At 54.7% G+C, this 26057-nt stretch carries 21 protein-coding genes; 6 read left to right on the top strand and 15 right to left on the bottom strand.

Annotated features, from left to right (window positions below):
* The 11 genes from ABIT76_03115 to ABIT76_03165 all read right to left on the bottom strand — a co-directional run.
* Positions 1-1134, bottom strand: a 1134-nt coding sequence (locus tag ABIT76_03115) for an ATP-binding cassette domain-containing protein (protein MEO7932128.1), incomplete at its 3' end; no start/stop codon positions are given.
* Complete coding sequence (locus ABIT76_03120; protein ID MEO7932129.1) at positions 1131-1814, bottom strand: isochorismatase family cysteine hydrolase; 684 nt, start codon at positions 1812-1814, stop codon at positions 1131-1133. The genes ABIT76_03120 and ABIT76_03115, both read right to left, overlap by 4 nt.
* Positions 1815-1888: 74 nt before the next feature.
* The gene (locus tag ABIT76_03125) at positions 1889-3475 is read right to left on the bottom strand and encodes a regulator (protein MEO7932130.1); all 1587 of its coding nucleotides are present in this window, start codon (positions 3473-3475) and stop codon (positions 1889-1891) included.
* A 42-nt stretch (positions 3476-3517) separates the two neighbouring features.
* A complete protein-coding gene (locus tag ABIT76_03130) occupies positions 3518-4195 on the bottom strand; it encodes an isochorismatase family cysteine hydrolase (protein ID MEO7932131.1) in 678 nt (225 codons plus the stop codon).
* A 31-nt stretch (positions 4196-4226) separates the two neighbouring features.
* Entirely contained in the window at positions 4227-5099 is an 873-nt protein-coding gene (locus ABIT76_03135; GenBank protein ID MEO7932132.1) for a hypothetical protein, read from the bottom strand.
* A 237-nt stretch (positions 5100-5336) separates the two neighbouring features.
* Positions 5337-6755, bottom strand: coding sequence for a sigma-54 dependent transcriptional regulator (locus tag ABIT76_03140; protein MEO7932133.1), 1419 nt, complete (start codon positions 6753-6755; stop codon positions 5337-5339).
* Positions 6752-9295 carry a CHASE domain-containing protein gene (locus ABIT76_03145; protein MEO7932134.1) on the bottom strand — a complete coding sequence of 848 codons (2544 nt, stop codon included), beginning with the start codon at positions 9293-9295 and terminating at the stop codon, positions 6752-6754. The genes ABIT76_03140 and ABIT76_03145 overlap by 4 nt, the downstream gene beginning before the upstream one ends.
* Positions 9296-9339: 44 nt before the next feature.
* The gene (locus ABIT76_03150) at positions 9340-10104 is read right to left on the bottom strand and encodes a TatD family hydrolase (GenBank protein MEO7932135.1); all 765 of its coding nucleotides are present in this window, start codon (positions 10102-10104) and stop codon (positions 9340-9342) included.
* Complete coding sequence (locus tag ABIT76_03155; protein MEO7932136.1) at positions 10094-10495, bottom strand: SufE family protein; 402 nt, start codon at positions 10493-10495, stop codon at positions 10094-10096. Before ABIT76_03155 ends, ABIT76_03150 begins: the two co-directional genes overlap by 11 nt.
* Entirely contained in the window at positions 10492-11697 is a 1206-nt protein-coding gene (locus tag ABIT76_03160; GenBank protein MEO7932137.1) for a glycosyltransferase family 39 protein, read from the bottom strand. Before ABIT76_03160 ends, ABIT76_03155 begins: the two co-directional genes overlap by 4 nt.
* Complete coding sequence (locus ABIT76_03165) at positions 11694-13514, bottom strand: tetratricopeptide repeat protein (GenBank protein MEO7932138.1); 1821 nt, start codon at positions 13512-13514, stop codon at positions 11694-11696. The genes ABIT76_03160 and ABIT76_03165 overlap by 4 nt, the downstream gene beginning before the upstream one ends.
* Positions 13515-13669: 155 nt before the next feature.
* On the opposite strand from ABIT76_03165, the gene ABIT76_03170 reads away from it, so the two are divergent.
* The 6 genes from ABIT76_03170 to ABIT76_03195 all read left to right on the top strand — a co-directional run bounded on the left by ABIT76_03170 (position 13670) and on the right by ABIT76_03195 (position 23354).
* Entirely contained in the window at positions 13670-14089 is a 420-nt protein-coding gene (locus ABIT76_03170) for a prepilin-type N-terminal cleavage/methylation domain-containing protein (protein ID MEO7932139.1), read from the top strand.
* A 110-nt stretch (positions 14090-14199) separates the two neighbouring features.
* Entirely contained in the window at positions 14200-16155 is a 1956-nt protein-coding gene (locus ABIT76_03175) for a hypothetical protein (GenBank protein ID MEO7932140.1), read from the top strand.
* Between the two features lie 415 nt (positions 16156-16570).
* Positions 16571-18151 (top strand): hypothetical protein, encoded by a 1581-nt coding sequence (locus tag ABIT76_03180; GenBank protein MEO7932141.1) that lies wholly within the window; start codon positions 16571-16573, stop codon positions 18149-18151.
* Complete coding sequence (locus tag ABIT76_03185) at positions 18152-19891, top strand: tetratricopeptide repeat protein (GenBank protein ID MEO7932142.1); 1740 nt, start codon at positions 18152-18154, stop codon at positions 19889-19891.
* A gap of 7 nt (positions 19892-19898) precedes the next feature.
* Positions 19899-21764 carry a DUF2079 domain-containing protein gene (locus ABIT76_03190; GenBank protein MEO7932143.1) on the top strand — a complete coding sequence of 622 codons (1866 nt, stop codon included), beginning with the start codon at positions 19899-19901 and terminating at the stop codon, positions 21762-21764.
* Between the two features lie 45 nt (positions 21765-21809).
* Positions 21810-23354, top strand: coding sequence for a bifunctional glycosyltransferase/class I SAM-dependent methyltransferase (locus ABIT76_03195; protein ID MEO7932144.1), 1545 nt, complete (start codon positions 21810-21812; stop codon positions 23352-23354).
* A gap of 4 nt (positions 23355-23358) precedes the next feature.
* On the opposite strand, the gene ABIT76_03200 is transcribed toward ABIT76_03195, so the two are convergent.
* The 4 genes from ABIT76_03200 to proC are packed head-to-tail and all read right to left on the bottom strand — an operon-like array spanning position 23359 to position 26046.
* Positions 23359-23862, bottom strand: a complete 504-nt coding sequence (locus ABIT76_03200; protein MEO7932145.1) for a hypothetical protein — start codon at positions 23860-23862, stop codon at positions 23359-23361.
* A gap of 13 nt (positions 23863-23875) precedes the next feature.
* Positions 23876-24394, bottom strand: a complete 519-nt coding sequence (locus tag ABIT76_03205; protein ID MEO7932146.1) for a LysM peptidoglycan-binding domain-containing protein — start codon at positions 24392-24394, stop codon at positions 23876-23878.
* A 57-nt stretch (positions 24395-24451) separates the two neighbouring features.
* On the bottom strand, positions 24452-25249 hold the full coding sequence (locus ABIT76_03210) for a tetratricopeptide repeat protein (GenBank protein ID MEO7932147.1): 798 nt from the start codon (positions 25247-25249) through the stop codon (positions 24452-24454).
* Positions 25249-26046 carry a pyrroline-5-carboxylate reductase gene (gene proC, locus ABIT76_03215; GenBank protein MEO7932148.1) on the bottom strand — a complete coding sequence of 266 codons (798 nt, stop codon included), beginning with the start codon at positions 26044-26046 and terminating at the stop codon, positions 25249-25251. Before proC ends, ABIT76_03210 begins: the two co-directional genes overlap by 1 nt.
* Positions 26047-26057: the final 11 nt, after the last annotated feature.

Here is a 26057-nt window from a genome sequence, read left to right on the forward strand (position 1 = left end):
CATCCACCAGCCGAGCGTCGCGACCGGCGGTCGATCGAAATCGCGGAAGGCAAGGTTCTCGGCGACGCTCATCTTGGGCACGGTGGCGTTCTTCAGGGGCTCCTCGGGCAGGCCGAAGACCTTGAAGCGGTCGAAGTGGCCGCGCTTGGGCTCGAAGCGCTGCCCGTGAATGAAGATGCCGCCGTCGCTCAGCGGCCGCTGCCCGCTCAGCGTCTCGACGAGTGCCGACTGACCATTGCCGGAGACCCCGGCGATGCCAACGATCTCGCCACCCTGGATCTTGAGGTTCAGCGACTTGATCGCCAGCATGCCGTCATTGTCGTCGGCAAACAGCCCCGCCAGTTCCAGCACGTCGCCGCGCGCATTGTCGGCCTTGCGGCTGGCGCGCTCGCGGATCGTGGTGTCGCCGATCATCATCCCGCTCATTTCACCGACGCTCACCAGCTTGGCGTCGCCCTCGCCGGTGAACTGGCCGCGCCTGAGCACGGTGAAATGGTCGCAAAACGCCTTCACCTCGCGGAACTTGTGCGAGATCATCAGCACGGTGATCTCCTTGCGCGCCGCCATGGCACCGAGATGTCCCAGCATCTCGTCGGCCTCGCCGGGCGTCAGCACCGATGTGGGCTCGTCGAGGATCATGAAGCGCTGGTCGAGATAGAGCAGCTTCAGGATCTCGAGCTTCTGCTTTTCGCCGGCGCTGAGGCCGCTGACCTGGGTGTCGAGCGGGACGCGGAACGGCATCTGGTCCATGAAGGCCGAGAGCGCCTTCTTCTCCTTGCTCCAGTCGATGACCCCCGGCGCATCGGCCCGCGAGATCACGAGGTTCTCTGCCGCGGTGAGCGAGGGCACCAGCGTGAACTGCTGATAGACCATGCCAATGCCGTGGGCGCGCGCGTCGCGCGGCGATTTGATCGCCACTTCCTTGCCGTCGAGCAGCACCCTGCCCTTGTCGGGCGAGTAGAAGCCCATGATACACTTGACCAGTGTCGATTTGCCGGCGCCATTCTCGCCGAGCAATGCATGGAATGAGCCGGCGTCGACCTTGATCGAAACATCGCCGAGCGCTACCAGCGGCCCGAAGATCTTGGTCATGCCCTGGGCTTCGAGGGACGGCGCCCGGACCGGATCGCTCATGGCAAGGCCTCCAGCAATTGCGCCGACGTCGCCACCGCGCCGAACACGCCGCCCTGCATCTTGATCATGTCGAGCGCGGCGAGGTGATTCTCGTACTTAGTTGCGGCCGTGCAGTCCGAAAGCACCAGGCATTCATAGCCGCGGTCGTTGGCATCGCGCATCGTGGTGTGAACGCAGACGTCGGTGGTGATGCCCGCGAGCACGATGTTCTGGATGCCCTTCTGCCGGAGCAACATGTCGAGATCGGTGGCGTAGAAGGAGCCTTTGCCCGGTTTGTCGATGATTGCCTCGCCGGGCAGCGGGGCGAGTTCCTCGATGATTTCCCAGCCCGCCTCGCCGCGTGTGAGGATGCGTCCGCAAGGGCCGTCATCGCCGATGCCCGCGCCCATTTGCCGGCTGCGCCAGCGTTTGTTAGCCGGCAGATCCGCGAGATCCGGGCGGTGTCCCTCGCGGGTGTGCATGACGTGAAAACCCCGGCTGCGAACCGCCTCCAGCACGCGCTGAATGGGTTCGATCGGGGCACGAGTGAGGGACAAATCGTAGCCCATTTTATCGACATAACCGCCGACGCCGCAGAAGTCGATCTGCATGTCTATGATGAGAAAAACGGTGTTCTCCGGACGAAGATCACCGTTCCAAGGCCAGGGATAAGGTTGAGCCGGGACGTAAGTTTCATTCATATGTGATGTTAGAAAACGGAAGCACGCCCGGCGAACCCACTCAGGTCCACCGGGCGCTCCCTTAACCTAGGAAATTATTCCGCGACCGCCATGCCTTCGAGGGCGCTTTCAGGCTCTGATTCCGTGGCTGTGACCGTTGATTTGCAACAGGCCAGGAGCACGCCTCCGACGGCGACGTAAGCGAGAGCGACCGAGGGCGTCTGGTTGATGCCGATGGCCTCGCCATGCATGAGTCCGAAGAAGGTGAGCACGCCGCCCGCAAAGGCAAACGCACTGGCCATCATGAACTTGCGGTCGATGATGTAAGTCGTGATCGCACCGAGGACGACTCCCGCGAGAATGGAGCCGCCACCGAGGATGGAGAGGCCGTGGTAGAACACGCCGGTCTGCGCCATCGAGGCGATCATGTCGGAAGTGACATGGTGAATGCCGGAGACTGAGCCGAGGGCGTTGTCGATTTGCAATTTACCCCAGGCGGCCAGCGACGGAACGATCGCCATGATGACGGCGGGCGCGTGTTTGTGCGGGCTTTCTTGAAACGCTTGGGAGCCGATCAACATGCCGATGTAGAGCAGAATCGGTGAGATGGCCACGACTGGAATCAGCGCAGTCATCAGCGAGATAATGCCAAACCAAGAGAGCAGAATCACCATCACGCCTGTGGCGGCGGAGTAGCCGATGCGACCGCCCATGGCCTTCCAGCCGGGGTGGCCGATGTAAACGGCGTTGATGTAAGGATTACCCATCAGACAGCCGATCAGACTGATCACGCCATCGGCGGTCAGCACGCGGGTCGTGGGATATTCATCACCGGCGGCGGAGGCGCTCACGACGTTATCCATGGCCTCGACCAGATCATAGATGCCGAAGGGAATTGCCGTGACGAGAATGACACTGAGCAAGGCCCAATTCAGCCCTCCGAAGACGAGTCCGAAGACCGGTGTTGGAGCAGAAAAACCGAACGTCGAAAACGACTGGTGCAGTGCGGCGACATTCATTCCACCGAAGTTGTAACCGAGGAGATTCGAGCCCCAAGCGATGGTGGTGCCCGCCGCGATGGCGACAAGACCAGCGGGTATGCCGCCAAATTTCACTCCACCAAACCAGCTCACGAGAATGATCGCGAAACAGACAATGCCGATGACCGGAGTCATAAACATTTCCAAGGCGGGTTTCATCGAAATGAAGCTGATCGAGACACCGGCCAGCGCGCCGAGCAGCGCGGCTTTCGGAGTGATCTTCCGAATGATCGGAGCGAGGAAACCTCCTAACATTAAAACGAAGCTCTGGATGAAGACCCAGACGAGGCCCGCCTGCCACGCTTTCATCGGATCGCCGGTGACGATCTTGATCGGCAGCATGATGACCAGCGTGACGATGAACATGTGCGGCACACTAATCCCAGAGGGCAGTGCGCAAACGTCGGTGCGTCCGGTTTTCTGGGCCAGCTTGTAGGCGAGCCACGCGTAGTAAAAGGTGCTCATGCACATCATCAACCCGGCTGCGGGTAGGATGTGTTTGAACACCATGTCGGGCGGCATTTTCAGGACGTAGAGCAGCAGGCCGCTCAAGGTTAGCAGGTTGACGAGGATGTTGGTTCCGAAGCCGAAGAGAGCATTCCAGTCTCCCGGCACCCAGATTTTTGGTTTGGCAGTGGTCATGTTAGGTTTGTGTGTTGGTGTTGGTTTTTTTGGCTGTGATAGCTATGCAAGTGCGCTGAGAATTTTTGTGGAATCCGAGACCCATCCGAAGATGCCGCCCTGGGCTTTGATCATCTTCAAACCCATCTCTTGGAACTCGGGAAAATAGGAGCCGACGCAGTCGGACGGCACGAGACATTCGTAGCCGCGATCGTTGGCCTCACGGACGGTGGTATTGACGCAGACCTCGGTGGTGACGCCGGTGACAATGAGTGAGGTGATGCCCCGATTTTGCAGAATCGCCTGCAAGTCAGTTGCAAAAAAAGCGCCCTTGCCCGGCTTGTCGATTACCGGTTCGCCGGGCAGCGGATACAACTCGGGAATGATGTCGTGCCCGGCCTCGCCGCGAATGAGAATGCGCCCCATCGGACCGATGTCGCCGATGGTGGTGGTGCCGTGGCCGCGAACTTTTTTAGCTGGTGGCAGATCCGATAAATCAGGCCGATGTCCCTCGCGGGTGTGCATCACCTGCAAGCCGGCTGCCCGCCACGCGGCGAGCAACCGGCGATTAGGTTCAATGGTTCCGCGCAACTGGGAAAGGTCGTTTCCTAACATTTCCCCAAAACCGCCCGGCTCGAGGAAGTCGCGCTGCATGTCGATGATCAGCAGGGCGCATTTGGCCGGGATGAATTCATACGCATACGGCTCGGCTTCGACGGTGACGGGCAGGGTTGGGTCCATGTTAGTTTTCCTAGTTTGGCGGACGTTCGAGTTAGAAGGATATGGTGATGCCGGTGTGGAGCTGGATCAGATCCTTGTCGCGCTTGGAGGTGGCTCCGAGCAGGACGTTGCCATCGAGCAGACCTTCATTGTTCAAGTGATAGTATTGCACGCCCGCATAGATGCCCCAGTGACCGTAGCTGGCGGGGATGAAGGTGAGGGGAGTGCTAACTTTCAACTCCGTGGAAATCACCGCCGCGCCCGAACCGCCATCGGAACCATCGAGGCGCTGGTAGAAGTCGGACGCCACGAGGTTAACAAAACTCGGCAACTCGACTTTGACCGGACCGACGTTGAAAGTCGGATCGATGCCCAGCGAGAAGTAGTAGCTGGAAGTCGCACCTAACACGACGGGCAGTTTGTCGATGTCGCGGAAATATTCCACGTATGGATTGATCGAGAATCCCTTGATGAAGTGATCGTGATAGGTCAGTTTCAGGTCGAGGTTAGTCGAGGTGTCGTAGGAATTTGTCTGGCTGTTAAACGCGGTGTAAAACGCATCGAACTGAAAGTCCTGAAATGCCTTGAAAGTGAGGCCGACGATCGGGTCAATCTCGTTCCACTGACGTGGAGTCGCGCCGGACTTGCGGGTGTGCCAGCTATTCCAGACGCCGGTGGTGAGACTAACATCGTTGAGCGGACCGGTTTTCGAGGAATAGAGATCCCAGAAAAGCAGCAGGAGCGGCTGAAAGATCAGGCCCTGGTTTTCCGTGTCGAGACCGCGCGGCGTGATGTAGTGGTCGGAGAATTCGAGTTGAATCAGTCCGTGGATTTTCAGGCCGGGTGATTCTTCGAGAATGGGCTTCGCCATTTTTTCATCGGAGATCGGGCCGGCAAGAAGCACTGGAGTGGCGGAGGCCGCCATGGCGCAGAAGGCTAGCGTTTTGGAAACAGTTTTGAACAACTTAGTCATAGGTATGTTAGTAGTGTGTGGTTTAGGCTGTGGGATTGCTCCCGGACGCTGGCTTCTTTAGCAACGCCTGTGCCACTTCTAACAAAGAAATCGAGCCGCTGATCATCAGCGACTTACAAAGAATCCTGCGGCGATGTCTTCATCGCCGACTGTTCCATTTGTTGCACTGCGCAACAGGTGCAACACCTGCTAATTCCGGCGATAGATGCGGCTGCGGTTCACTCCTAACAATCGCGCCGCCTCGGCGACGTTGCCGCCAGTTTGAGCCAGGGCACGCTCGATGAGAACCTCCTCGGCTTTCTCCAGATTCAGAGGGAGGTCGCCGACTAGAATTTTTGATTCGAGTTGCACTTCTTTCTGATGTGTAGGAGTTGCAGACAAATGGAGGTGTGCGAGTTCGATGGCGCCGCCGCCGCTAGCGATGAGGGCGCGCTCGATGAGATTTTTCAGCTCTCTAACATTGCCGGGGAAATCGCAGGCGGCGAGCGCCTTCAACGCCTCTGGGCTCAGGGCCGGAGGGCGGAGTCCCATTTCAATGGCGAAGACTTTGAGAAAGTGCGTGGCCAGCAGCGGAATGTCCTCCCGGCGCTGGCGCAACGGCGGCGTCTCCACGGTGTAGCGGGCGAGGCGGAAATAGAGGTCGCGTCGAAATGCGCCCGATCCGATCTGCGCGTCGAGGTCGGCATTGGTCGCGGCGAGCACGCGGACGTCCACTTTTTTTGCTTGCGTCGCGCCGATGGGAGTCACCAGGCCATCCTCCAGCACACGCAGTAATTTCGCCTGCAGCGTCGCGGGCATGTCGCCGATTTCGTCCAGAAACAACGTCCCGCCGTGAGCCAACTCGAAGTAGCCCTTGCGATCCGCCGTCGCTCCGGTGAACGACCCACGCAGGTGCCCGAAGAACATCGACTCGGCCAATTCATTTGGGATAGCGACGCAATTCACGGCGACGAACGGTCCTTTGGCCCGCGTGCTGTCGTGGTGAATCGCCCTCGCGACGAGTTCTTTTCCCGTGCCGCTTTCGCCGGTGATGAGCACGCTGGTGTTGGCAAATGGCTGGAGCCGCTCAATGTCGCCGAGAATCTTCCGCATTGTCTGACTTTCACCGACGAAACCCGTCATGCCCCAGCGTTCGTCCTCGCGATCGGTGATCGTGGAAAGGCGGGCGTCGGAGCGTTCGCGGCGCTCAATTTCCTGGGCCAACTCGCGGTTTTTCTGCATCAGGTCACGAGTCAGCCGGGCGATTTTTAGATGCGTCTCCACGCGAATGAGCACTTCCTCGGCTTCGAAGGGTTTCAAAATATAATCCACTCCGCCAACTCGGAACCCGTTCAGGATGCTCGCTGTTTCCGCTCGTGCCGTGATGAAAATCACCGGTATGTCGCGGGTCGCCGCATGACGCTTCAACTCGCGGCAAATTTCAAACCCGTTGCTGCCGGGCATCATCACATCGAGCAGGATGAGATCGGGAATCGCCTTCGCCGCAATCTTCAGCGCGACCTCGCCGCCGGGAGCCGTGAGCACCTCGTAACCATGCGGCTCGAGAGTGCCGGTGAGCACGTCGAGATTGGCCGGAGTGTCGTCGGCGATGAGAATTTTCTCGCTCATTCGGGTCTAACTCCGCTCGGGATTTGCGCGACGATTTTCAGGATCGTCTCCATGTCGTAACTGGCCATAAACTCGCGCAAATGCTCCGCCAGCCGCTGCTCGCGCGGGCCGAGTGCGTGGAGTTCGCGCAGGCAATTTTTCAAAACCGTCGCGCTGTGCAGCTCGGCGGCCATCATCATGCGCAACGCCAAATCTTCGGGGAGAACGATCTGCGCCAGATCCAGCGGCGGCGTGTCGGGATGTTCGGCAGTGGCGCTTTCATCGTAATCAAACTCGACTTGGAGCAGATTCTGGAGGCATTGCCAGACCTGCTCGGCGCGGATCGGTTTCCCGATAAAATCATCGCAGCCCGCCTTCAGGCAAGCCTCGCGCTCGTCCTGCAAAACCGACGCCGACATGGAGACGATGTGCAAGCCTTTGTGTCGCGCGACCAGAAGTTGCGTGGCCTCGATCCCGCTCATTCCGGGCAGCCGCATGTCCATGAAGACAATATCCGGCGTCTCCATGGCGACCGCAGCGAGTGCGGCGGGCCCGCTGTCCACCGTCCGCACTTCGCAGCCGATACTCTCCAGCATGTGCGAAATGACGGCCCGATTTTCCTCGATGTCGTCCACGACCAAGGCTCGCACCCGGCTGCCCGGCGCAAGGCTCCTAACCATCCGGCTGCGTCGCGGCTGCAACGAGCCCGCGACCGGCGTTTGCAGTGGGATGTTGAAGAAAAATGTCGAGCCCGCGCCTTCATCGGACCAGACCTCCAGCTCTCCGCCCATCAACTCGACCTGACGCCGCGCGATGGCGAGTCCGAGTCCGGTGCCGCCGCGATGAACGGCTGTCGCACCCTGATGAAACGGCTCAAAGACCGACTTCTGCAACTCCGGCGCGATGCCGATGCCGGTGTCGCGCACTTCAAACTGGCAGCGGCCTTCCTCCTGCGGCTGGATGCGCAGCGTGACCAGCCCCTGATCGGTAAATTTCACCGCGTTCCCGAGGAGATTGATCAACACCTGACGCAGTTTTCCCTCGTCGCCATCTACGATTCGCCGATCCTCGCCGCCGGTCCATTCGATGCGCAGTCCGAGGGATTTTTCCTCGCACGGCTGCTGAAACATGGCGGCCATTTCGCGCGAAAGCTCGACCAGATCAAACTCGGCGAGTTGCAGTTCCATGTGACCCGCCTCGATTTTCGAGAGGTCGAGAATTTCATTCACCAGATGGAGCAAATGCTGGCCGCTGCTGGCGATGGTGGCCACCGCATCGCGCTGAAATGCCGGCAGCGACGCCGCGCGCTGGAGAATCTGGCAATAGCCGAGAATCGCATTCATCGGGGTGCGAATTTCGTGGCTCATGTTAGCCAGAAAGAGAGATTTCGCCCGGTTTGCCGCCGCCGCCGCTTCCTCGGCTTGCTTGCGGACGCTGATCTCGCTGGTCAGCGCCTCATTGGCGCGCGCCAGTTGCTCAGTCCTTTCCTGAACGCTGATCTCCAGACTGTCGCGGGCGAGTTTCAATTCCTCCTCCGCTCGCTTGCGCTCGGCGATTTCGTTCGAGAGTTCCATCGTTTTCTCGAAGACAGAATCCTCGATTTCCTCCTGACGCCGCTGCGAGCCGCGGACCAATGACGCGCCCAGCCCCGTGCAGGCGAGGCCCGCTCCGAGCACCATCCACGACCAATGCGTCGCGCGTTGGGAAATGAATTCCGCCGAGGGCTGAAAATTAACCTGCCAGTTGCGCCCGGCAAATTCGAGATTCACGAGTTGATCGAACTCAGAGTCCGGTTTCTCCACGGGCTGACGATAAATGCTAACATCCTTCTCGCCCATATCCTGGATCGAGACGCCGAGGCCGATTTTTTGCAGCGGACTGAGGGCGCTTTCCACCAGATTGGCGATTCGGAAAACAGCGACCGCAAACCCGGCAAACGTGGCGTGATCCGTGCCCTGATAGAGCGGCAGGAAAACTAGAAAACCGGGATCGCCCTGGGCGAGTTCGATCGGAGCGGTGGCGATGGCTTTGTTAGTGTGGCGCGCGAGTTCGAGCGCGGCGCGACGGCGCTTCTCGGAGCCAACGTCGAAGCCGAAAGCGGCCTTGTTTCTCTCCAGCGTCTCAAGAAAATAGACCGGATAATATTCGTCGCGAGTCGCGGCGGTTATGAGATGATGCTCCGTTTCCTCCTCAGTAAAATGGAAGTCGGCATAGCCGTCCTGATGCGCCCTTTCCTCCCAAGCCTCGCGTTGGCCGAGCAGAACGAGCGGGTCCCAGGCGAGCCCTTGCAACTCCGGCTGCCGGAGCAATGCATCGGCCACAAAGTCATGAAATTCGGCCCGTGTGACTACTTCGCGCGCCGCATAGAAAGAGCGAATCGAGTGCAGTACTTCCATCGAGCGCAGAATCTGGCTGCGCAGAATTTCTACGCGATCCGCCGTTTGCTTTTGCACCTGCTCGTGGAGCATTTCTTTTTCCATGCGGGCGACGAGCACCCAGAGCACAACGGAAAACGCTGTGCCCGCAAGCAGGACACTCAAAAAGACGGCATGACGTCGCACGTGCGGAGTGGTAATCAGATGCGGACGGCGCGTCAATGTTAGTTTTACTGGAAGAGACGATGGAAATTATTGCGCACCGCAAGCGCGAGATCGGCGACTTCCATTCCACGAATTCGCGCCAGATGCTCGTAACACGCGACGATGTTAGCAGGATGATTCGCCCCTGACTCGAGTGTGGCTTTTGCTAAGTGATCGGGGAGGTTCATGCTCGGCGCGTCGGTTTCTACTAACAAACGCTCCAGCGGCAACTGGCGAAAGACTTCGCGCCGGGCCGCTTTTCGCTCGTGCAGAAAATGGCCGGAGAAGGAAAAATACGCGCCCATATCCAGGCACTCACGGGCGATTTCGATGGAACCCGACCAGGCGTGCAGCAAAAATCCACAGGCGGGCAGGGGATTGGTGCGGAGTATTTTCGTCAGCAGACCAAAAGCCTTCAGGCAATGAATGGTGGCGGGAATGTTTCTCTCGGCCGCCAATGTTAGCTGCCAGCGAAAAATTTCCTCCTGCGCCGCGCGATCCGGATCTTTCATCCAGAGGTCGAGTCCGATTTCGCCCAGACTCGATTGTGGCGTGGAGAGAAATTGATCGAGAGCCTTTTTCCAGTTTGCAGTGCGCCGGGCTAGAAACCACGGGTGCAATCCAAATGCAGGTCGAATCCACGGGTATTCAGCGGCCAATTCCTGAACGTGCGGCCAGTCCGCTTCCGTGGTGCCATTGACCACTGCCGCCTCCATTGGGAGTGAGGTTAGTATCGGCAGGGTTTCCGCCAGCAACGGGGCTTGCAGATGATTGTGCGCATCAATCCACATGGGCTCGAAAGGTTTGAATAACTCGCTCCAGCCCGTGCAATCGTGTGGGGCTGAGGATTTTATCGAGCCCGAGCGCTTCTAATAAAGTCGGATGAAAATCCCGCGCGTCGGCAATGTCTGCTCCGTGATAAAGCTCGACTAACAAGGCCACCAGTCCGCGGATCATGACGGAATCGGCGGCATATCGGACTTCCATTCGATTCTCGGCGACTTGCACCCGCAGCCAGACTTGCGAGGAGCAACCCCGGACCAGCCATTCGTCGCGGCGTTCCTCGGCAGCGAGCTGTCGGTCGGCGAGTTTGAAGCTAATGATGGCATTTAGCCGTTCGTGCCGGTCCTCAATGAGCGAGTAGCGCTCGATTAGTTCGCTTTGCTTTTGCAGCAGGGTCATTTGATCATTTTCAGCGCCTGCATCAAGGGCATGGGCACCGGATCATACACGGCGTTCTTGATGAAGATGGTATCGTAATTGGATGTCTGGAAATAAACGATAACGACTAACATCACGCTGAGAACAGCTTTCTGCGCCAGCGGTTTAGTTAGTGAATGGCTTAAGTCCAGCAATGGAATCGCCGCGAGATAGCAGAGCGGGAAATCCCAGATCAAGGCGTAGCGAAGATTCATTCCGTAGCGCAGATTTCCCATGATGAGATAGCTGATGAGAATGAAGCCCGTGAAATACCAGGCGGTTTTTTCTTTGGCTCGAAACATTCCTCCAATGGCTAGCAGGACAACGGCGGGCGTGGTAAGAACCAAGTCGGAGAGATAACGAAACCATGGGCCGTCTCCCGTAGCGATGGCGTAGGGCAGCACATAGGACATGCGGACGTTGAGGAGATAGGCGGTGAAGAGGGTGTCTGTGCCGCCGGCGGCTAATGTTAGGAGACAGGCTCCCAGCAATGGGCCGAGAAATGTCGCGATGAGCAGGGGCTTGGTGACGGTTCCGAGTTTGAGCCAGTGATTGGCGGCCAGAATTGCGAGAATGGCTAGATAAACAAAGGCGGCGTTTTCCTTGGTGAGTACTAGAATGGCTAGAAAGCCTGCGTAGGCAGCGAGCCAGGCTTTGCTTTTGGCGTTTTGCAGCGCTTCCCAAAGAGCCCAGATGACGAAGAAAGTGATGGTGGCAAAGAAGCCGTCGATGAGCGCACGATGCGCCATGTAGAGTTGGAGCGGGGCGAAGGTCATCAAGGTTGTAATCACCAGCGCCAGTCGTTTGCCGCCTAGTCTCCAGGCGAAAACGGCTGATCCGAGTAAGAGTAAAATGCTGGCCGCCGTGGAAATGGCGCGCACGGATTCCACGGATGAGGCGCCGGTCAGCCCGTGCCAAACGGCGGCTGACAATAAGAATGCAACTCGCGTCGGCGGCAGAAAGGCGATGGGAGCCTGTTTCTGATCGATGATATACGCATTGACCATGTCCGGATAATGCGTCCAGCCACGGTGGCCGATTTGCTCGACGTATTGGCGGTAAATATTTTCGTCGAAGCCGACGCCTTCCTGCTTTTCAAAGGAATGAATGCGCAGGTAGATCCCGATGCCGACTAACAATACGAGGATCAGCATCCAGGTGAGGGAGAGTTTTTCTGTAGTCATGGATTGCTCGAAATTTTGCTTCTAAGCTCAAGAAGCTGCTCTTGTTTGGGGTGCAGAATCAATGCTTGATCGAGGGTTTGCAGGGCTTGGGAGGGGTTTTGATTTTTCCAGTAAGCGGTGGCCAGTTGATAGGCGGCGAGGATGTTGCCGGGATCAAGCTCCAGCGACTGTGAGTAGTATGAAACTGCGCTGGCGGGGGAATTTTGGCTGAGTGCGATGTAACCCAGGTTGTTCAGGGCGGCGGTGTTTCTGGAATTGAGGCGAATGGCGCGTTGAAAAAACAAACTGGCTCGAGTCAGATCGTTTTGGAGGAGATAAAGATTGCCGACAGCGAGATTGGTGTTGTCGTTTTCAGGAGCGTAGCGCCAGGCGAGTTGCAATTGTTCGCTGGCTTTGTTCGCATCTTTTTTGGCCAGATAACGGATGCCACTATTATAGGTGTCCAAAGCCCACGCGCCTTGGTTGGGCACGGGGAGGGTGACGAAAATGGTCCAGACGATGAGCGTCGCGGATTGCATCACGGCGCATTTCCACCGGGCGCACGCTGCATTCTCCCAAAGCTGCACGATGAAGTAGGCGGCCATGATGATCAGACCCGGCACTGCGGCCAAACGGTAGCGTTCGGTGATGAAGACGGTGAGCAGCGATGCCAGATGAAGGAAAATGGCGGCGACAACCCATCGGGATTTCACATGCTCGCTGCCCAAGGCGACGCAGATTCCGGCCAAGCCCAAGGCGGCGACGATGCCAAAATGTAAACCAAGCGTGGTGATTCTCTCCTCGCCGAGCGCCCGAATGATACTGAGGTCGTCGTATTGATAGGCGTTCCAGAAATTGATGATTTTCTGACCGAGAAGTCTCAACCAAGCGACTGGATGCTCGTGAATGTAGGCGCTGGCTTGGTTCGACCAGTACGCGGAGACGGCGGAGCGCGGAATATTTTGGCCGCCACCCAGTGCTTTTTCTGCCACACTGATGGAGTCCGCAAGCATCTGTGCTTGATTGGCGCGAAGGCCGGAAGGAATTTTGAGGTAGCCGTCGGCTTCGGCGTTATTACCGATGAAGAAATTCAGTCCGCCGTGCGCGGAGAGCATCACCATATCATGCGCGATCCATCTGTTATGCAGGATAGCCGGGCTGCATCCTAATATGACGCCCACCAAGAGCAGGGGAATGGACTTCGATAGAGCTGTGCTCTTCTGGATGAGCGCAAGCAATACGAGTGGCAGAACAAAAAAGATCGTCGCAACCATCATGGCCATGCAACCGATGCCGATGCCAACCGCCAATGCCTCCATCCAAGTGATTTCTTTTACGCGACTTCTCAGACACCACCAGACAATGAGCCAAAAAGCGGCGGCTGCCAGTGTTGTCGGCATCATCACGGATGCAAATGCCTGCGAAGGCAGGTAAAAAGCATAACCAACCCCTGCGAAGATACCTATAGCAGAGGAAAAATGCCTGTTTTCTCCTTTTGCGAAAATCAAATTTGCAATGCTGTATATCAAAAATGAGAGAAATGCCTCTATTCCAGCTTGGAGAGCAGTGATTAAAATCGGGTTTTGGAAAAATGTTTTGTAGATTCCAGCCACTAAAAAAGCATACCCAGGCAATCCATAGAAAGCGTAATGGTCCGTCCAGTTTCCAGACAGAAGACGTTTCGACCATTCGTTATAGAACTGCATATCGCCTTGATTATCAAGGATATATGATGCGTCTTGAAGCCGGAAGAGGACTAGGAGGCGAACCGTTAAGGTTAGAAAAAAAACCAATAAACCGGCTCTCTTATAGAAGGCGTGACGAGGGGCCGAGGACATTTTAGCCGAAAGAATGGTGCGCCCGGCACCGCCAAGTCAACGGGGAAGGTCCCCGAGTTATTTTAAAAAGCTGGCACGACGGCTGCTTAATAAGATTTTGTGTCGGACAATCCGACAAAGTAAAAACACAAACTAATAAAAATAGAAAACATCATATGCTAAACAAACTAAACAAAAACCGTGGGGGCTTCACCCTCGTTGAAATCATGATCGTTGTTGCGATTATCGCCTTGCTCGCTTCCGTGGCTGTTCCCAGCTTCCTGCGTGCTCGTAAACGCTCACAAGCTACTGCAGTGAAAAACGACTTGCGCCTCATCGACGCTGCCGTTGATCAGTATGCGATCGAAAACAACAAGGCCGCTGGCGTTCAGCCAACTGGTGCGGATATTTCCAAATATCTCAAAACCGGCACTCGCCTTCAGGTCGCAGCTGCTAATAATGCCATCACCGATCAGCTTGGCAACACTGTTGCCGTGCCAACCGTGGATGCTCTGCCGAAGCTGCCAACCACCACCAACACAGCGCTGTCTGATGTTGCTGATGCTAACTTCTGGGCTCCCTACTCGATTAACTAATCTAACTTAAACTCACATCAAGCCCTCCGAGGAAACTCGGGGGGCTTTTTTGTGTTTCAATGTCTTTGGTTGCCTTCCAAGCTGACATCTTAATAAATTCTGTCCTGGCTGTGATCGCGCTTCCCAAAAAAAACTATCTCATCTGGTTCAGCGTAACAGCCACCGTGCTTTTTATCGGCATCACTTTCTGGCTTTATTGGGGGTGTTTGAGAGGCGAGTTTATTTGGGATGACAATTTTCTAGTTAAAAATAACCCTCTCATTCGTTCTCCCAAGTTATTCTTTGAAATCTACCGTCATTTTCTTGGCTACGATCCCTCGTCAAATTTCTACCGTCCCACTCAAACACTGACATATTTGCTCGACTACTGGAGAGGCGGAATTGCACCGATATACTATCATCAGACAAACGTCATCATTCATGGCCTGAATGCAGGATTGTTTTTCACCTTCCTCATGCTACGTCTAAAAAAAGAGACTGCCGGGCTGGATCGGAAGATAATCTTTGGAGCTTTTCTAGTTTCATTGTTGTGGCTGGTACAACCCATACATTCAGCCACCGTCGCCTATATTGCAGGGCGGGCGGACAGCCTGGCACTGCTATTCCTTCTGGCCACCTGGTGTCTATGGGAGAAAATCAAGCAATCGTCGAAACGCAGTGCAACTCTGCTCCTGTTCACTCTGACGTTCTCTCTTTTTTTAGCCTTGGGCTCTAAAGAAGCCGCGTTAATAGGAATGGCCTTCTTCCTCCTGAATACCCTCTTTCTTGAGAATGAACTATCAGCAACACGCAAGTGGAGCGTGGTATTCGCCTGCCTCTTCTTGTTTGCTATTTATCTGGCTCTCCGTTTTAGCATTAACAACGTCACTGAACCCAATAGTTTTTTCACCGAATGGCCAGAGAGGCCCAAGCTGATCCTTTGTGCACTGGGAGACTATCTGCGCCTGCTCATCTACCCTGGTAATCTGCGGATGGAACGCCAAGTTGCATTGCTGCCCAACCTCTACGTGGATCCAGCCAGCTTTGATCCACTCTATCCATGGCTGGCAATTATAGGAATTATTTTTATAGTCTTACTGCTGACTCTGTGTATCTATCGAGGAAAACATCAGCCTCTACGTCGTTTTGGCGTGGCTTGGTTTTGCACGATGCTGCTACCAGTCTCCAATGTCTTCTCACTTAATTCTACGGTTGCCGAACACTGGCTCTACATTCCATCGATTGGCTTTTTTATCGCGCTGTTAGGATCGTGGTTGGAGGCCACGCGAAATATCCAAAGAATCGCCACACTATTCATAGCGATCTGGATTATTGGATTGTCCTGTCGAACGGTTGTGAGGTCTAAAGATTGGATAACACCGATTACATTCTTCGAAAAAACAATTCACGACGGTGGCGATACAGCTCGAATGCGGGTTAACTTGGCTAATGAATACCGAAAGGTTGGACGGTTTGCCGAAGGAGAAACTGTGTTGCGGTTTGTTTTGCAGAAAAGCCCGACTTATTTCCAAGCCCGTCATGCCCTGGCGGCCAATCTGCAAGCGCAAGGGAACACAGACGAGGCAAGTCAGTTAATCAGTGACGGTGAAAATGCACTTGGGTCTAGCTTTTCAGGCAAGATTTATTTGCTGCAGCACATGCTGCAAGTAGACCAGATTCAAAAAGCTGGCAGCTTACTGAAAGAGTTGCGACAGCAATATCCAGATTCATGGATGATAACAAAAGACACACTTCTTTTTTTTGACAAAGTAAACCAGTCGCAAAACAAGTTAACTGTCCTGCAGTCTTTCGCGGAGAGACACTGGTGGCATAGGGATTCTCTAATTTTGCTGGGTGATTACTATGCCGATGCAGGCTGCTTAAATAATGCCATTGCCTCCTATAAAAATGCTGCTGAACTCGATATCCGAGATGCTGGGGCCTACAATCGCATTGTATCTTTGTTGGTGAAGAATAGCAATTACTCTGAAGCCATTATCTGGGAGAAAAAGGCACTCGATAGAGAAGGTTCCTTGAAACAAATTGCGCTCCTAAATTCATTGCGGTCTGCGGCACATAAAAAATAAAATGTCCTTCCCACCTCGGCAGCGCAGGTTAGATACTGATCAAGTTTCTTGGTGGAAGATATGCCTTTTATGCGCCGCGCTTGTGTTACTTACAGAAATCGCTTACCTGCCGGTGTGGCATGGTAAGTTTCTGTGGGATGACGAGTTTCTAGTTCTACGGAATTCATTTATCCGATCACCTATTCTTTGCGCTGAAGTTTTCCGTCACTTCCTTTTCACAGATGCAAAAGGCGAGTTCTATAGGCCTGTGCAAAACCTTTCTTACATTCTGGATTACTGCCGCGCTGGGTTGAACCCAAGTGCCTTCCATGGAACTAACATCATTCTCCATGCACTGAATGGCGTTCTGCTGTTTTTTTTGGGCAGAAATCTATTCAGAAGATTTACAGCAAGGACCTGCTCTCAATCGACTTGCATGGCATTCTGCCTGGCAGCAATTTGGCTTTTGCATCCAGTTCACAGCGCCATTGTCGCCTATGTGTCTGGTCGGGCCGACAGCCTTGCTCTGGCGGGTTTACTAGGTGGCTGGCTCTGCTGGGAAACCGCACGAGCCGTCTCACCAGAAAAAAAGAAACGGATTCGGGCACTCTACGCCTTGGCTTTCTTACTGGCTTTAGCTGGTTGCTGCTCCAAGGAAATCGGATTGGCCGGGATGGGCTTTTTTATTCTATACCTCTGGCTTTTTAAAATAGACGTTCCAAATCTGGTAAAAGGAAAAACCACGCTCATGGTCTCTTTGATTGTCATCTGTTATTTTCTATTGAGACAACTGCCCGATCCAAATGTGGCTCCTTCAGATGGAAAAATAATTCCATTGATCGAAAAACTTAGCTTATTCTTACGAGCCATGGGTGATTATGGCCGACTTTTTATCTATCCGGCCAAGCTCTTCATGGAGCGGCAGGTAAGTATTCACACCGGACTGTTCACCGACGCTGTAAAGAACGATGCGTTGTTTCCTTGTCTTGGATGGATGGGGGGCGCTTTTCTCATTGCTCTCACAGCTTCTCTATTGTGGAAAGGAGAAGGACGCAGACTCCGTCTTCTTGGTGTGCTCTGGTTTGGCATCATGATTTTGCCCGTTTCCAACTTATTCACTTTGAATGCTACGGTGGCGGAGCACTGGCTCTATATTCCTTCCATCGGCCTCTATCTCTGGCTCGCTGGATGCTGGTTGGATGCTGGCAAAATTTTCCGGCGGAGTATTGTTTTGCTCTTGCCTGTGGCAATAGTCTGTCTTGGCCTTCGTACACATGTAAGAGCAGGGGATTGGAAGGATGGGTTCACCTTCTACCGTGCAACCATCCGCGATGGAGGCGACAGCATTCGAGTTAGAATCAACCTGGCAGGTGAATATGAGAAAATGAACAAATTGGATGAGTCAGAAAGAATTTATCGATCCATCCTCAAAGCTGTCCCTGATTTTTCTTTGGCCAGAGTGCTTCTCATTCAGAATTTACTCAAACAGCAGCGTCCGGCTGACGTGGAGAAGCTTGGCGCAAAACTCGACACGCACGTTTCCGGCATGGCTGAACGCAGCGCCACTGTCGCCCTGTTAACCCAATCAAAGCAATTTGGTGAAGCCGCCAAAGTCGCCCGACAAGCCTACGAAGCTAACCCCAATTCCTGGTCTATGGCCAAAGCGCTTGCCCAAATCTACAAAGAGCAAAATCAAACACTGGCTGCTATCCAGTTGCTCAATGGATATACTCAAAGAAATTGGTGGAATGCTGCGGCACAGAATGAGCTGGCTGAGCTTTGCGTTTCTCTTAATGAATTTGACGTAGCGCTGCCAGCGTATCTCATGGCAGCGAGATTAGACATTAGAGATCCCGAGCCATTGGCACAAGCCGCAGTGATACTTGCAGAGAAAGGTGATTTTTCTAAAGCAATTGCGTTGCAGGAAGAAGCCGTCAGTCGAGACAATTCCCAGCGACAGCGGGAAATTTTAGACTCCATAAAAACGCTGCAGTCGGAGAAAACACCAGCAAAATAGATGCATCCTGATCCCGTTGTTCATCAGAATAATCTGCGAATAGAACGCCAGCGAATCATGCTGGTCGCTATTTTGATAATCATCGTTGGCATAGTCTCTTATCGAGAGTCGTTTCGCGTGCCATTCATTTTCGATGACATTCCGACTATTCAGGAAAATCCAACTATTTTGCACATATGGCCTTTGAAGGAGGCGTTATTTCCTCCGCCCAATAGCGGCCTAACCACAGCAGGACGCCCTCTGGTGAATCTTTCTTTGGCTGTGAACTACGCACTTGATCAGTACAAAGTCACCGGATATCACATCTTCAATTTGGGTGCTCATCTCTGTGCGGCACTGGCCCTCACGGGAATCGCGAGACGAACGTTCCTGCAGCCATCACTCCAAGACAAATTCGGTCAGGCTGCATTACCCCTGGCTTCGGTAATCGCGCTGCTTTGGTTAGTCCACCCTCTAAACACTGCGGCTGTGACTTACATTGTTCAACGAGCCGAAGTCATGACGTGCCTCTTCTATCTTTTGGCGCTTTATAGTTTTATTCGAGGGAGCGCACAGGAAAATGCTACACGCTGGTTAGTTTTTTCTGTAGCTGCTTGCTACTTCTCAGTCGCCAGCAAAGAAGTGGGAGCCACCATTCCGCTAACGATACTCCTCTACGACCGAACATTTTGTTCAGGCAGCTTTCGTAAAGCCTGGGCTTTGCGCTGGAAGTATTATCTCTCGCTGGTGGCCAGCTGGTGCTTTCAAATTCTTCTAATCCTCAGCACCGGCAACCGTGGTGGAACAGCCGGATTCGGCGTTAAAATGCCTCTTCTAGATTATGCCCTAACTCAAACTTGGGCCATTGCGAATTATTTGAAGCTAATCTTTTGGCCATCACCATTGATCTTTGATTATGGCACAGACCTAATCACCACTCCGTCCGAGGTGATTCTTCCCTGCATCCTAATTGTCCTATTGCTGGGTTTGACTTTGATCGCACTCTGGAAGCGTCCCATTCTCGGATTTCTCGGAGCTGGTTTCTTTGTCATTCTAGCGCCGAGTTCCAGTGTGGTGCCTGTGGTCACACAAACCATGGCGGAGCACCGGATGTATCTGCCGTCAGCTGTGATCCTCGCTCTCGTGGTGACAGGCTTATATTCAAAGTTGGGTAAATCGAGCGGTATTCTATTCGCGGGTCTAATTGTCATGGCCTCGATGCTGACGCAGTTCAGAATTCAGGATTACAAAACGCATCTTTCCATCTGGCGAGACACCGTTGAGAAGCGTCCGCAAAACGCACGGGCGTGGAAATGCCTCGGCGTGTTAGTGGCGCAACTAGGAGATTATCCTGTTGCGATTAAAATGTATGATCACGCCAAGCAGATCGAGCCGCGCGACCCTGGCTTATATTTCAACACAGCGAATGCACTCGGAAAAATCGGACGCATTCCCGATGCGATCAGGGAATATCAGATAGCCATTCAGATGCTGCCCAGTTTTGCAGAGGCTAGAAACAATCTAGCCAACATCTATTTACAAGCTGGACAAGCCGACGAAGCGGTTTCCCAGTTACAAATCGCTCTTAAAATCGACCCTAACTCCGCCCAGGCTCACTACAACATGGGAAGAGGTCTGCAGATGTTAGGAAAAACTCGCGAGGCCGAAATGCACCTTCTCGAAAGTCTTCGGATACGACCTGATTTTCCACCCGCCATGGATGCACTCCAGTCACTGCGTGCAGCTACCACTTCTCAATAGTCTTCATTTGCAAAATATCCGCTCCGCTCATTTCAAAATTTGTCTGTGCATCACAGTCCTGATTGCGGCGCTGTGGACATTTCAATCGTGGTGGAGATGGAGTCATTTCAGCTACACCACATTCGATCTCGCCTTCTATGTGCAGGCGCTCGATGGATTCACTCACGGACGCAACTGGAGCAGCCTGCTGGGAGTCAAACCGTTTGGCAATCACGCAGATTTTATCATCCTCCTTATCTGGCCGCTGTTTGCCGTCATTCGTCACCCGATGACGCTGATTGTTGTGCAGAATCTAGCTCTTGCAGCCTGTCTTCCGCTTGGGTGGAAAATTGCCCGACAAATGGGCTGGAACTCGCGGTCCTCTTTTTGGCTCGCGTCCGTGTTGCTGATCAATCCTGTGCTAACATTTGTAGCCTTGCACGAATTTCATCCGGAAGCATTTGCGGCACCGCTTTGGCTGGCGATCTATCATAGCTGGCAGAAGAAAAATCTTCGGGCATTCTGGTTGTTCCTGATTCTGTTTCTTAGTTGCAAAGAAAATCTGGGGCTATTGGCAGGTGCCTGGTGTTTCATAAAGCTTTTTGAACATCCCAGTCGTCAGATTCTCTGGCAATGGATCATCTTTCCCGGACTATTTATTGCAGGCTGGATGGCTGTTTATCTGTTCTGGCTGGGACCAAAGTGGAATGCAGGAAATGTGGATTTCGGTGCACTCTACTCGCACTTGCACGAGAAGGGTTTACTCGCTGGAGCCAGCGATGTTTTCCACTCGTCACTGCAAGGCTCCATTCTCTGGGCGCTGCTGCTGCCAATGCTATTTCTTCCGTTGCGCAAACCTTTGAGCTTGCTGCCTACGATGCCGCTTTTGCTTCAGCATTTACTCTCCTGGAGATCGTCGGAATGGACCATTTACTTCCATTACGCCGCGCCGATTTTGCCGGTGTTTTGGATCGCCACTCTGGAATCACTAAATCCGCAAAATGGGGAGGGTAAAAAATGGTATGCCACAATGCCTTTCTTCCTTGTGCTGGCAAATCTGGTTTGCTTCTTTATTGTGGAGACTCCCGAGAAGTTCCTCGCTCCTTTTTCTAACATCGACAGCCAGCTCGCAGCCAAGAAGGCGATTGTTAGAGAAATTCCGGCTGAGGCTAGTGTGCTGGCCCCACTTCCATTTCAATCTCAACTGGCTGAGCGGCCTGAAATCTACTCGCTACACCTGGTTTTAAAAGGGTTGAAAACCCTGAGTCGGAATATCTATTCGCCTCCTCCGCCAACGGATTTTGTCATAGTAGATTATGACGACACCATCACATTCGACTCCAACTCCGGTTACTACCATCCGGCGATGAAGTTAAGGACCGGCGAAGTAGTGAGTTCGAGTGATGCGCTGCTACATCAGTTTTTAAGCAAGGCAAGCTGGCAGGTGGATTCTGTGGGCGCACTCACAGTTTTCCAGAAGATTTCGGCCCAACCGGTTGTCGCAACGCCAACATCCATTCCGCTCAAGTCCGGCTTGATCGATTCAGCCACGGATTTGATGACTCTATCTGTGATGAATAACAACGGGCAGATTCAAGTTACATCCGAATGGAGTTATCGTAGCGAGCGTCGAAAAATCCCGTGGCTGCATGTGATCGCCACTCAAATCGGCACCGGCGAACAACGCATTTTCAATCGCGGACTTTGTTGCCCCGAAGGCAGGGCAGACGGAGGCATTTGGCGCGACACTTGGAACCTGCCTGCGGAGCTTCTCATTCGTCCGGAGGAATGGAGCTTCCGGGCGATCTTTGAGGATCATGCGACTCGTTCCTACACGCATCGCGAGCTGAATGGTGACGAAATTTTCGCCATCGACATTCCCTGGAAGAAATAGTCGGCGGTCTGATCCCGTTGGCCCGCATTTTGCTTATTATTGGGTGTGCCTGCCCAAAATCCATCTATCGACTCCACTCCCATGGAGTTGTCTGGAGCGCGTGTGCTCATCCACATTGTCGCTTACAACGCCGAGAAAACGATCAGTCAGGTGCTCAATCGTATTCCCGCAAGCCTGCGCCAGCCCGGTGTGGAAGTGCTGGTGATCGACGATTTTTCTCGCGACGGGACATTCTCCGTAGGCTGCCAGACGCTGGTGCATGGAATTAAACTCACCGTCCTGCGCAATCCGGTGAATCAAGGCTACGGCGGCAATCAAAAACTCGGCTATCGCTACGCCATCGAACACGGTTTCGACATTGTCGCCCTCGTGCATGGCGACGGACAATACGCGCCGGAAAAACTGCCCGAGCTTCTCCAGCCGCTGCTCGATGGAGAGGCGGACGCTGTTTTTGGCTCCCGCATGCTGCTTCCCGGCGCGGCGAGGCGCGGCGGAATGCCCGCCTACAAATTCATTGGCAACCGCATTCTGAGCATCACGCAAAACTGGCTGTTGCGCGGGTCGTTGTCCGAATTTCACTCCGGCTACCGTCTCTATACGGTCAACGCGTTGCGGCAGATTCCCTTTGAGCGAAACACGCGGGACTTCCATTTCGATACGGAGATTATCGCGCAATTTTTGCTGAAGAAACTCCGCATCGCCGAGGTGCCGATCCCGACGTATTACGGCGAGGAAATCTGCCACGTGAACGGCCTGAAATACGCTTGGGATGTGATCCGAACGAGCGTGCGGGTGCGGTTGCACCAACTCAATCTGCTCTACGACCGCAAGTTTGAGGTTGGCCGCATCGAGGAAAAATACACGCTCAAACTTGGGTATCGCTCGTCGCATACCGATTCTCTGAAAGCCGTTCGCGCCGGTGCCAGCGTGCTCGATCTCGGTTGCGGCGAAGGTTATTGGGCCGAGGAAGCCGCCGGACGTGGAGCGCAGGTGACAGGCCTCGATCAATTTGCGCCCATCGGCAGCACGTCCAGTCGGGGCGTTCGTTATCTGCGGGCGAATCTAAACGACATCACCTTGCCCACTTCACCCAGCGAGTACGACCAGATTTTTATGCTCGACATCATCGAGCATCTTCAGGACCCGGAGGAGTTTCTGGAAAACCTGCGTGAAGCCACGGGGAGGAAGCGTCCGGAGTTGATTCTGACAACGGCTAACATTGGATTCATCGTCACGCGCTTGATGCTGCTTTTCGGACAATTCAATTACGGGCGAAAGGGAATTTTAGATCGGACTCACACTCGGCTCTTCACGTTTCAAACCTTGCGTCAGGCCTTGGAGGAAACCGGCTACGAAGTCGAGGAAATGCACGGCATTCCGGCTCCGATTCCCGCAGCCTTGGGTGATAACATTCTGAGTCGCGGCCTGATGCTGGCCAATCGCGCCTTGATTCGCCTCTCTCGCGGACTTTTTTCCTATCAGATCTTTCTGAAGGCGAAGGCGACGCCGACCATCCAAAATCTTCTTGGCGAGACCATCGACGCGTCTTCGAAACTGGCCGCCGATCTGGATCTCGCGAACCGCCGCTAACCTGCTAGCGCGGAGTTAGGAAGTCATTCAGCGTGGCTACCAAGTCGTCGATGCGATTTCTTTCTGCCGCCAGTGCGGTTTCCAAGGCGGCGATCCGCTGCAGAAGCGCGCTGTCTTCGCCGGCTTTTTCCGAATCGGCAGGCTCAGTTTCTTCAACCGGCTCCTCCTCTTCCTCTTCTGGTAGAAACGGAAGTTCGCCCACTTTGGTCTCGGTGGCGTCCTTGCAATTGATCACCAGCGTCTCGTGGTCGATCTCGCCTTCCTTAATGAATTCCTGAATCGCACTAAGCGTGGTGGGACCGTAATAATGGTCGTCGCTCATCTGAAGCAGCCAATCCATTTCGAGTTGGGCAAACATGGGAGCCTTGATCCAGTTGAGCTGGTCCTCGGAAATTTTATCGAGCGGGGAAACTTGGGCCGCCTGCGCCCATTCCTTGATTTGATCGAAAGACACGGGGCCAAAAACGGTCCCGTCGTCGTGCTTCATTAAGTGCCAGTTTGTGCTCATAGGGGGAATTTTGTTAGTGGGCAGCCGGGGAAGGGGCGGCTGCTGCGGGCGGTGGTGTGGGAATTGAGAGAACCTGGCCGATCTGCATTTTGCGCGCGTCGGTGATTTTGTTCAATTTCTGGATCGCGTCGGCGGTGGTGCCATATTTTTTGGCGATGTTAGTCAGATTATCGCCCTTGATTACCGTGTGCTGCAGGACATTTGGATCGGGCGTGGGCGTGGCGACAACTGGGGCGGAGGCAGAGGGAGTCGCCGTGGCTGGTGGCTCCGAAGTAGCCAGTGTCGGTGCTGCAGGAGCTGGCGTGACGGCTTCGGATGTTTTCGGTGGACGCCGCTGGCCGAGAGCGATGCCGAGCCGTTCAATTTCTGCCGTCAGGGCGTCGATCTGACGGGTTTGCTGAATGACGGCCTCGCGAAGAGCTCCGACCTGACGTTTCAAATCCGCGTCTCCATCCACCGGGGTCTGTGCGGAGAGCTGGGAAATGCTGGCGGTGAAACCAATTAAGAAAACGCAGAAAAAAGGCGCACGCATTGTTCCCAGAATACAGAAGGCATCCGGCAACGCAACATCAGGAAGGCAAAAACCGGCTCATTCCTTGATCTTTTTTTCCGTTTCCAGATCGGGCGGTGCGCCGAGTTTGAGCGCGGCCTGATAATGCTTCTCGGCGAGGGCTTTGTTCGGCGGATCGCGCTGCAAATAGATCAGGGCCAGATTGAAATGCGCGTCGGCATATTTCGGGTCGAGTGTGATGGCTTGCTGCAACTCCGCCTCGGCTCCGTCGAACCATCCTTTGCGGCCCACGGCGACTCCCAGGTAATTGTGGATTTTGGCATTGTCTGGACTCAGCAAAACAGCCTGCGCCAGCGCAGCGAGCGCCTTGTCTGGATCGTCCTGATAAACACGAACCATCCCGAGCAAAGCCCAGGCCTGAGCGGAGTTAGGGTCGACTCGGATAGCTTGCTCGAGGAGTTCGGCGCCTTGCTTGAGGCGTCCAGTTTGAAAAGCGATCGTGCCGAGATTGATCAGCGGCATGGGATGGCCAGGGCTGAGGGCGCGCATTTTTTCAAACTCCAGACGAGCCTCGGCCAGATCGCCTTTCTCAAAAGCAGCCATCGCCAGCGCGGCGACGACTTTTGCTTCATCGGTCAGCGGGGCGAAAGGGGGCGTCGGCGCAGGCGTGGCGGATTGGGCCAGTCGGAGACTGCGAATTTTATCAAACTGGAGCCGCTCCCGAGGCAGGTTCGCCTTTTCAAAAGCCGCCATGGCCGACGCGGCGATCACCTTGTCATCGTCGAAATGCGCCGGAGTCGGCGAGGGGATCACCGTCTGAGCAGAGATCGTTTGAACTCCCGCCCAAACGACAAAAACGGCACCCAGTCTTTTCATTAGCGCATGGCGGAGGACCTCTCCGTCGCCGCACGAACCGCCGAAATCAGCGCCGCGCGCAGGCCGCCTTTTTCCAGCGCCTCCATTGCGGCAATCGTCGTTCCTCCGGGACTCGTGACCATGTCGCGCAGGGCCGCCGGATGCAGATGCGTCTGCACGACCATTTCTCCAGCGCCGATGACGGTCTGCGCGGCCAGTTGCAAAGCCAGCTCACGGGGGAGTCCCATCAGGACGCCACCATCGGCCAGCGCCTCGATCACGGTATAAATATAGGCGGGCCCGCTGCCGCTCAGGCCGGTAACGGCGTCGAGGGCGCTTTCGGCGACTTGGAAAACCTGGCCCACGGCGCAGAAAATTTCCTCCACCACCTCCGCATGTTCCTCGGTGGCACCGTCGCCCAAGGCGTAGGCAGTCGCGCCGCGATGCACCAGCGCCGGGGTGTTGGGCATCACGCGAATGACCGCCGCCGCGTTGCCAGAGAGCTCCTGAAGTCGGGCAATGGTCAGTCCGGCCGCAATGGAAACGATCAATTTCCCCGCCAGCACAGGCTGGATTTCTTTCAAAGCCGCAGGCACATCGCAGGGCTTCACGCAGAGGAGAATCACCTCGGCAGCCTCTGCGACCGCGGTATTCGAGGCGAGCGGACGCGCTCCGCAAATGTCCTTTAACTCCGCCATGCGAGCGGCGTCCTTGTCGTGCAGAAAAAGCTGATCGCCGTCAAATTTACCTGAGTTGCAGACGCCTTGCAGGATCGCGCCCGCCATTTTTCCACAACCGATGAAGCCAATCTTTGTCATGGAGCCAACTC

This window comes from Chthoniobacterales bacterium, assembly GCA_039930045.1.
In the GTDB taxonomy this organism is placed as follows: Bacteria; Verrucomicrobiota; Verrucomicrobiia; order Chthoniobacterales; family DASVRZ01; genus DASVRZ01.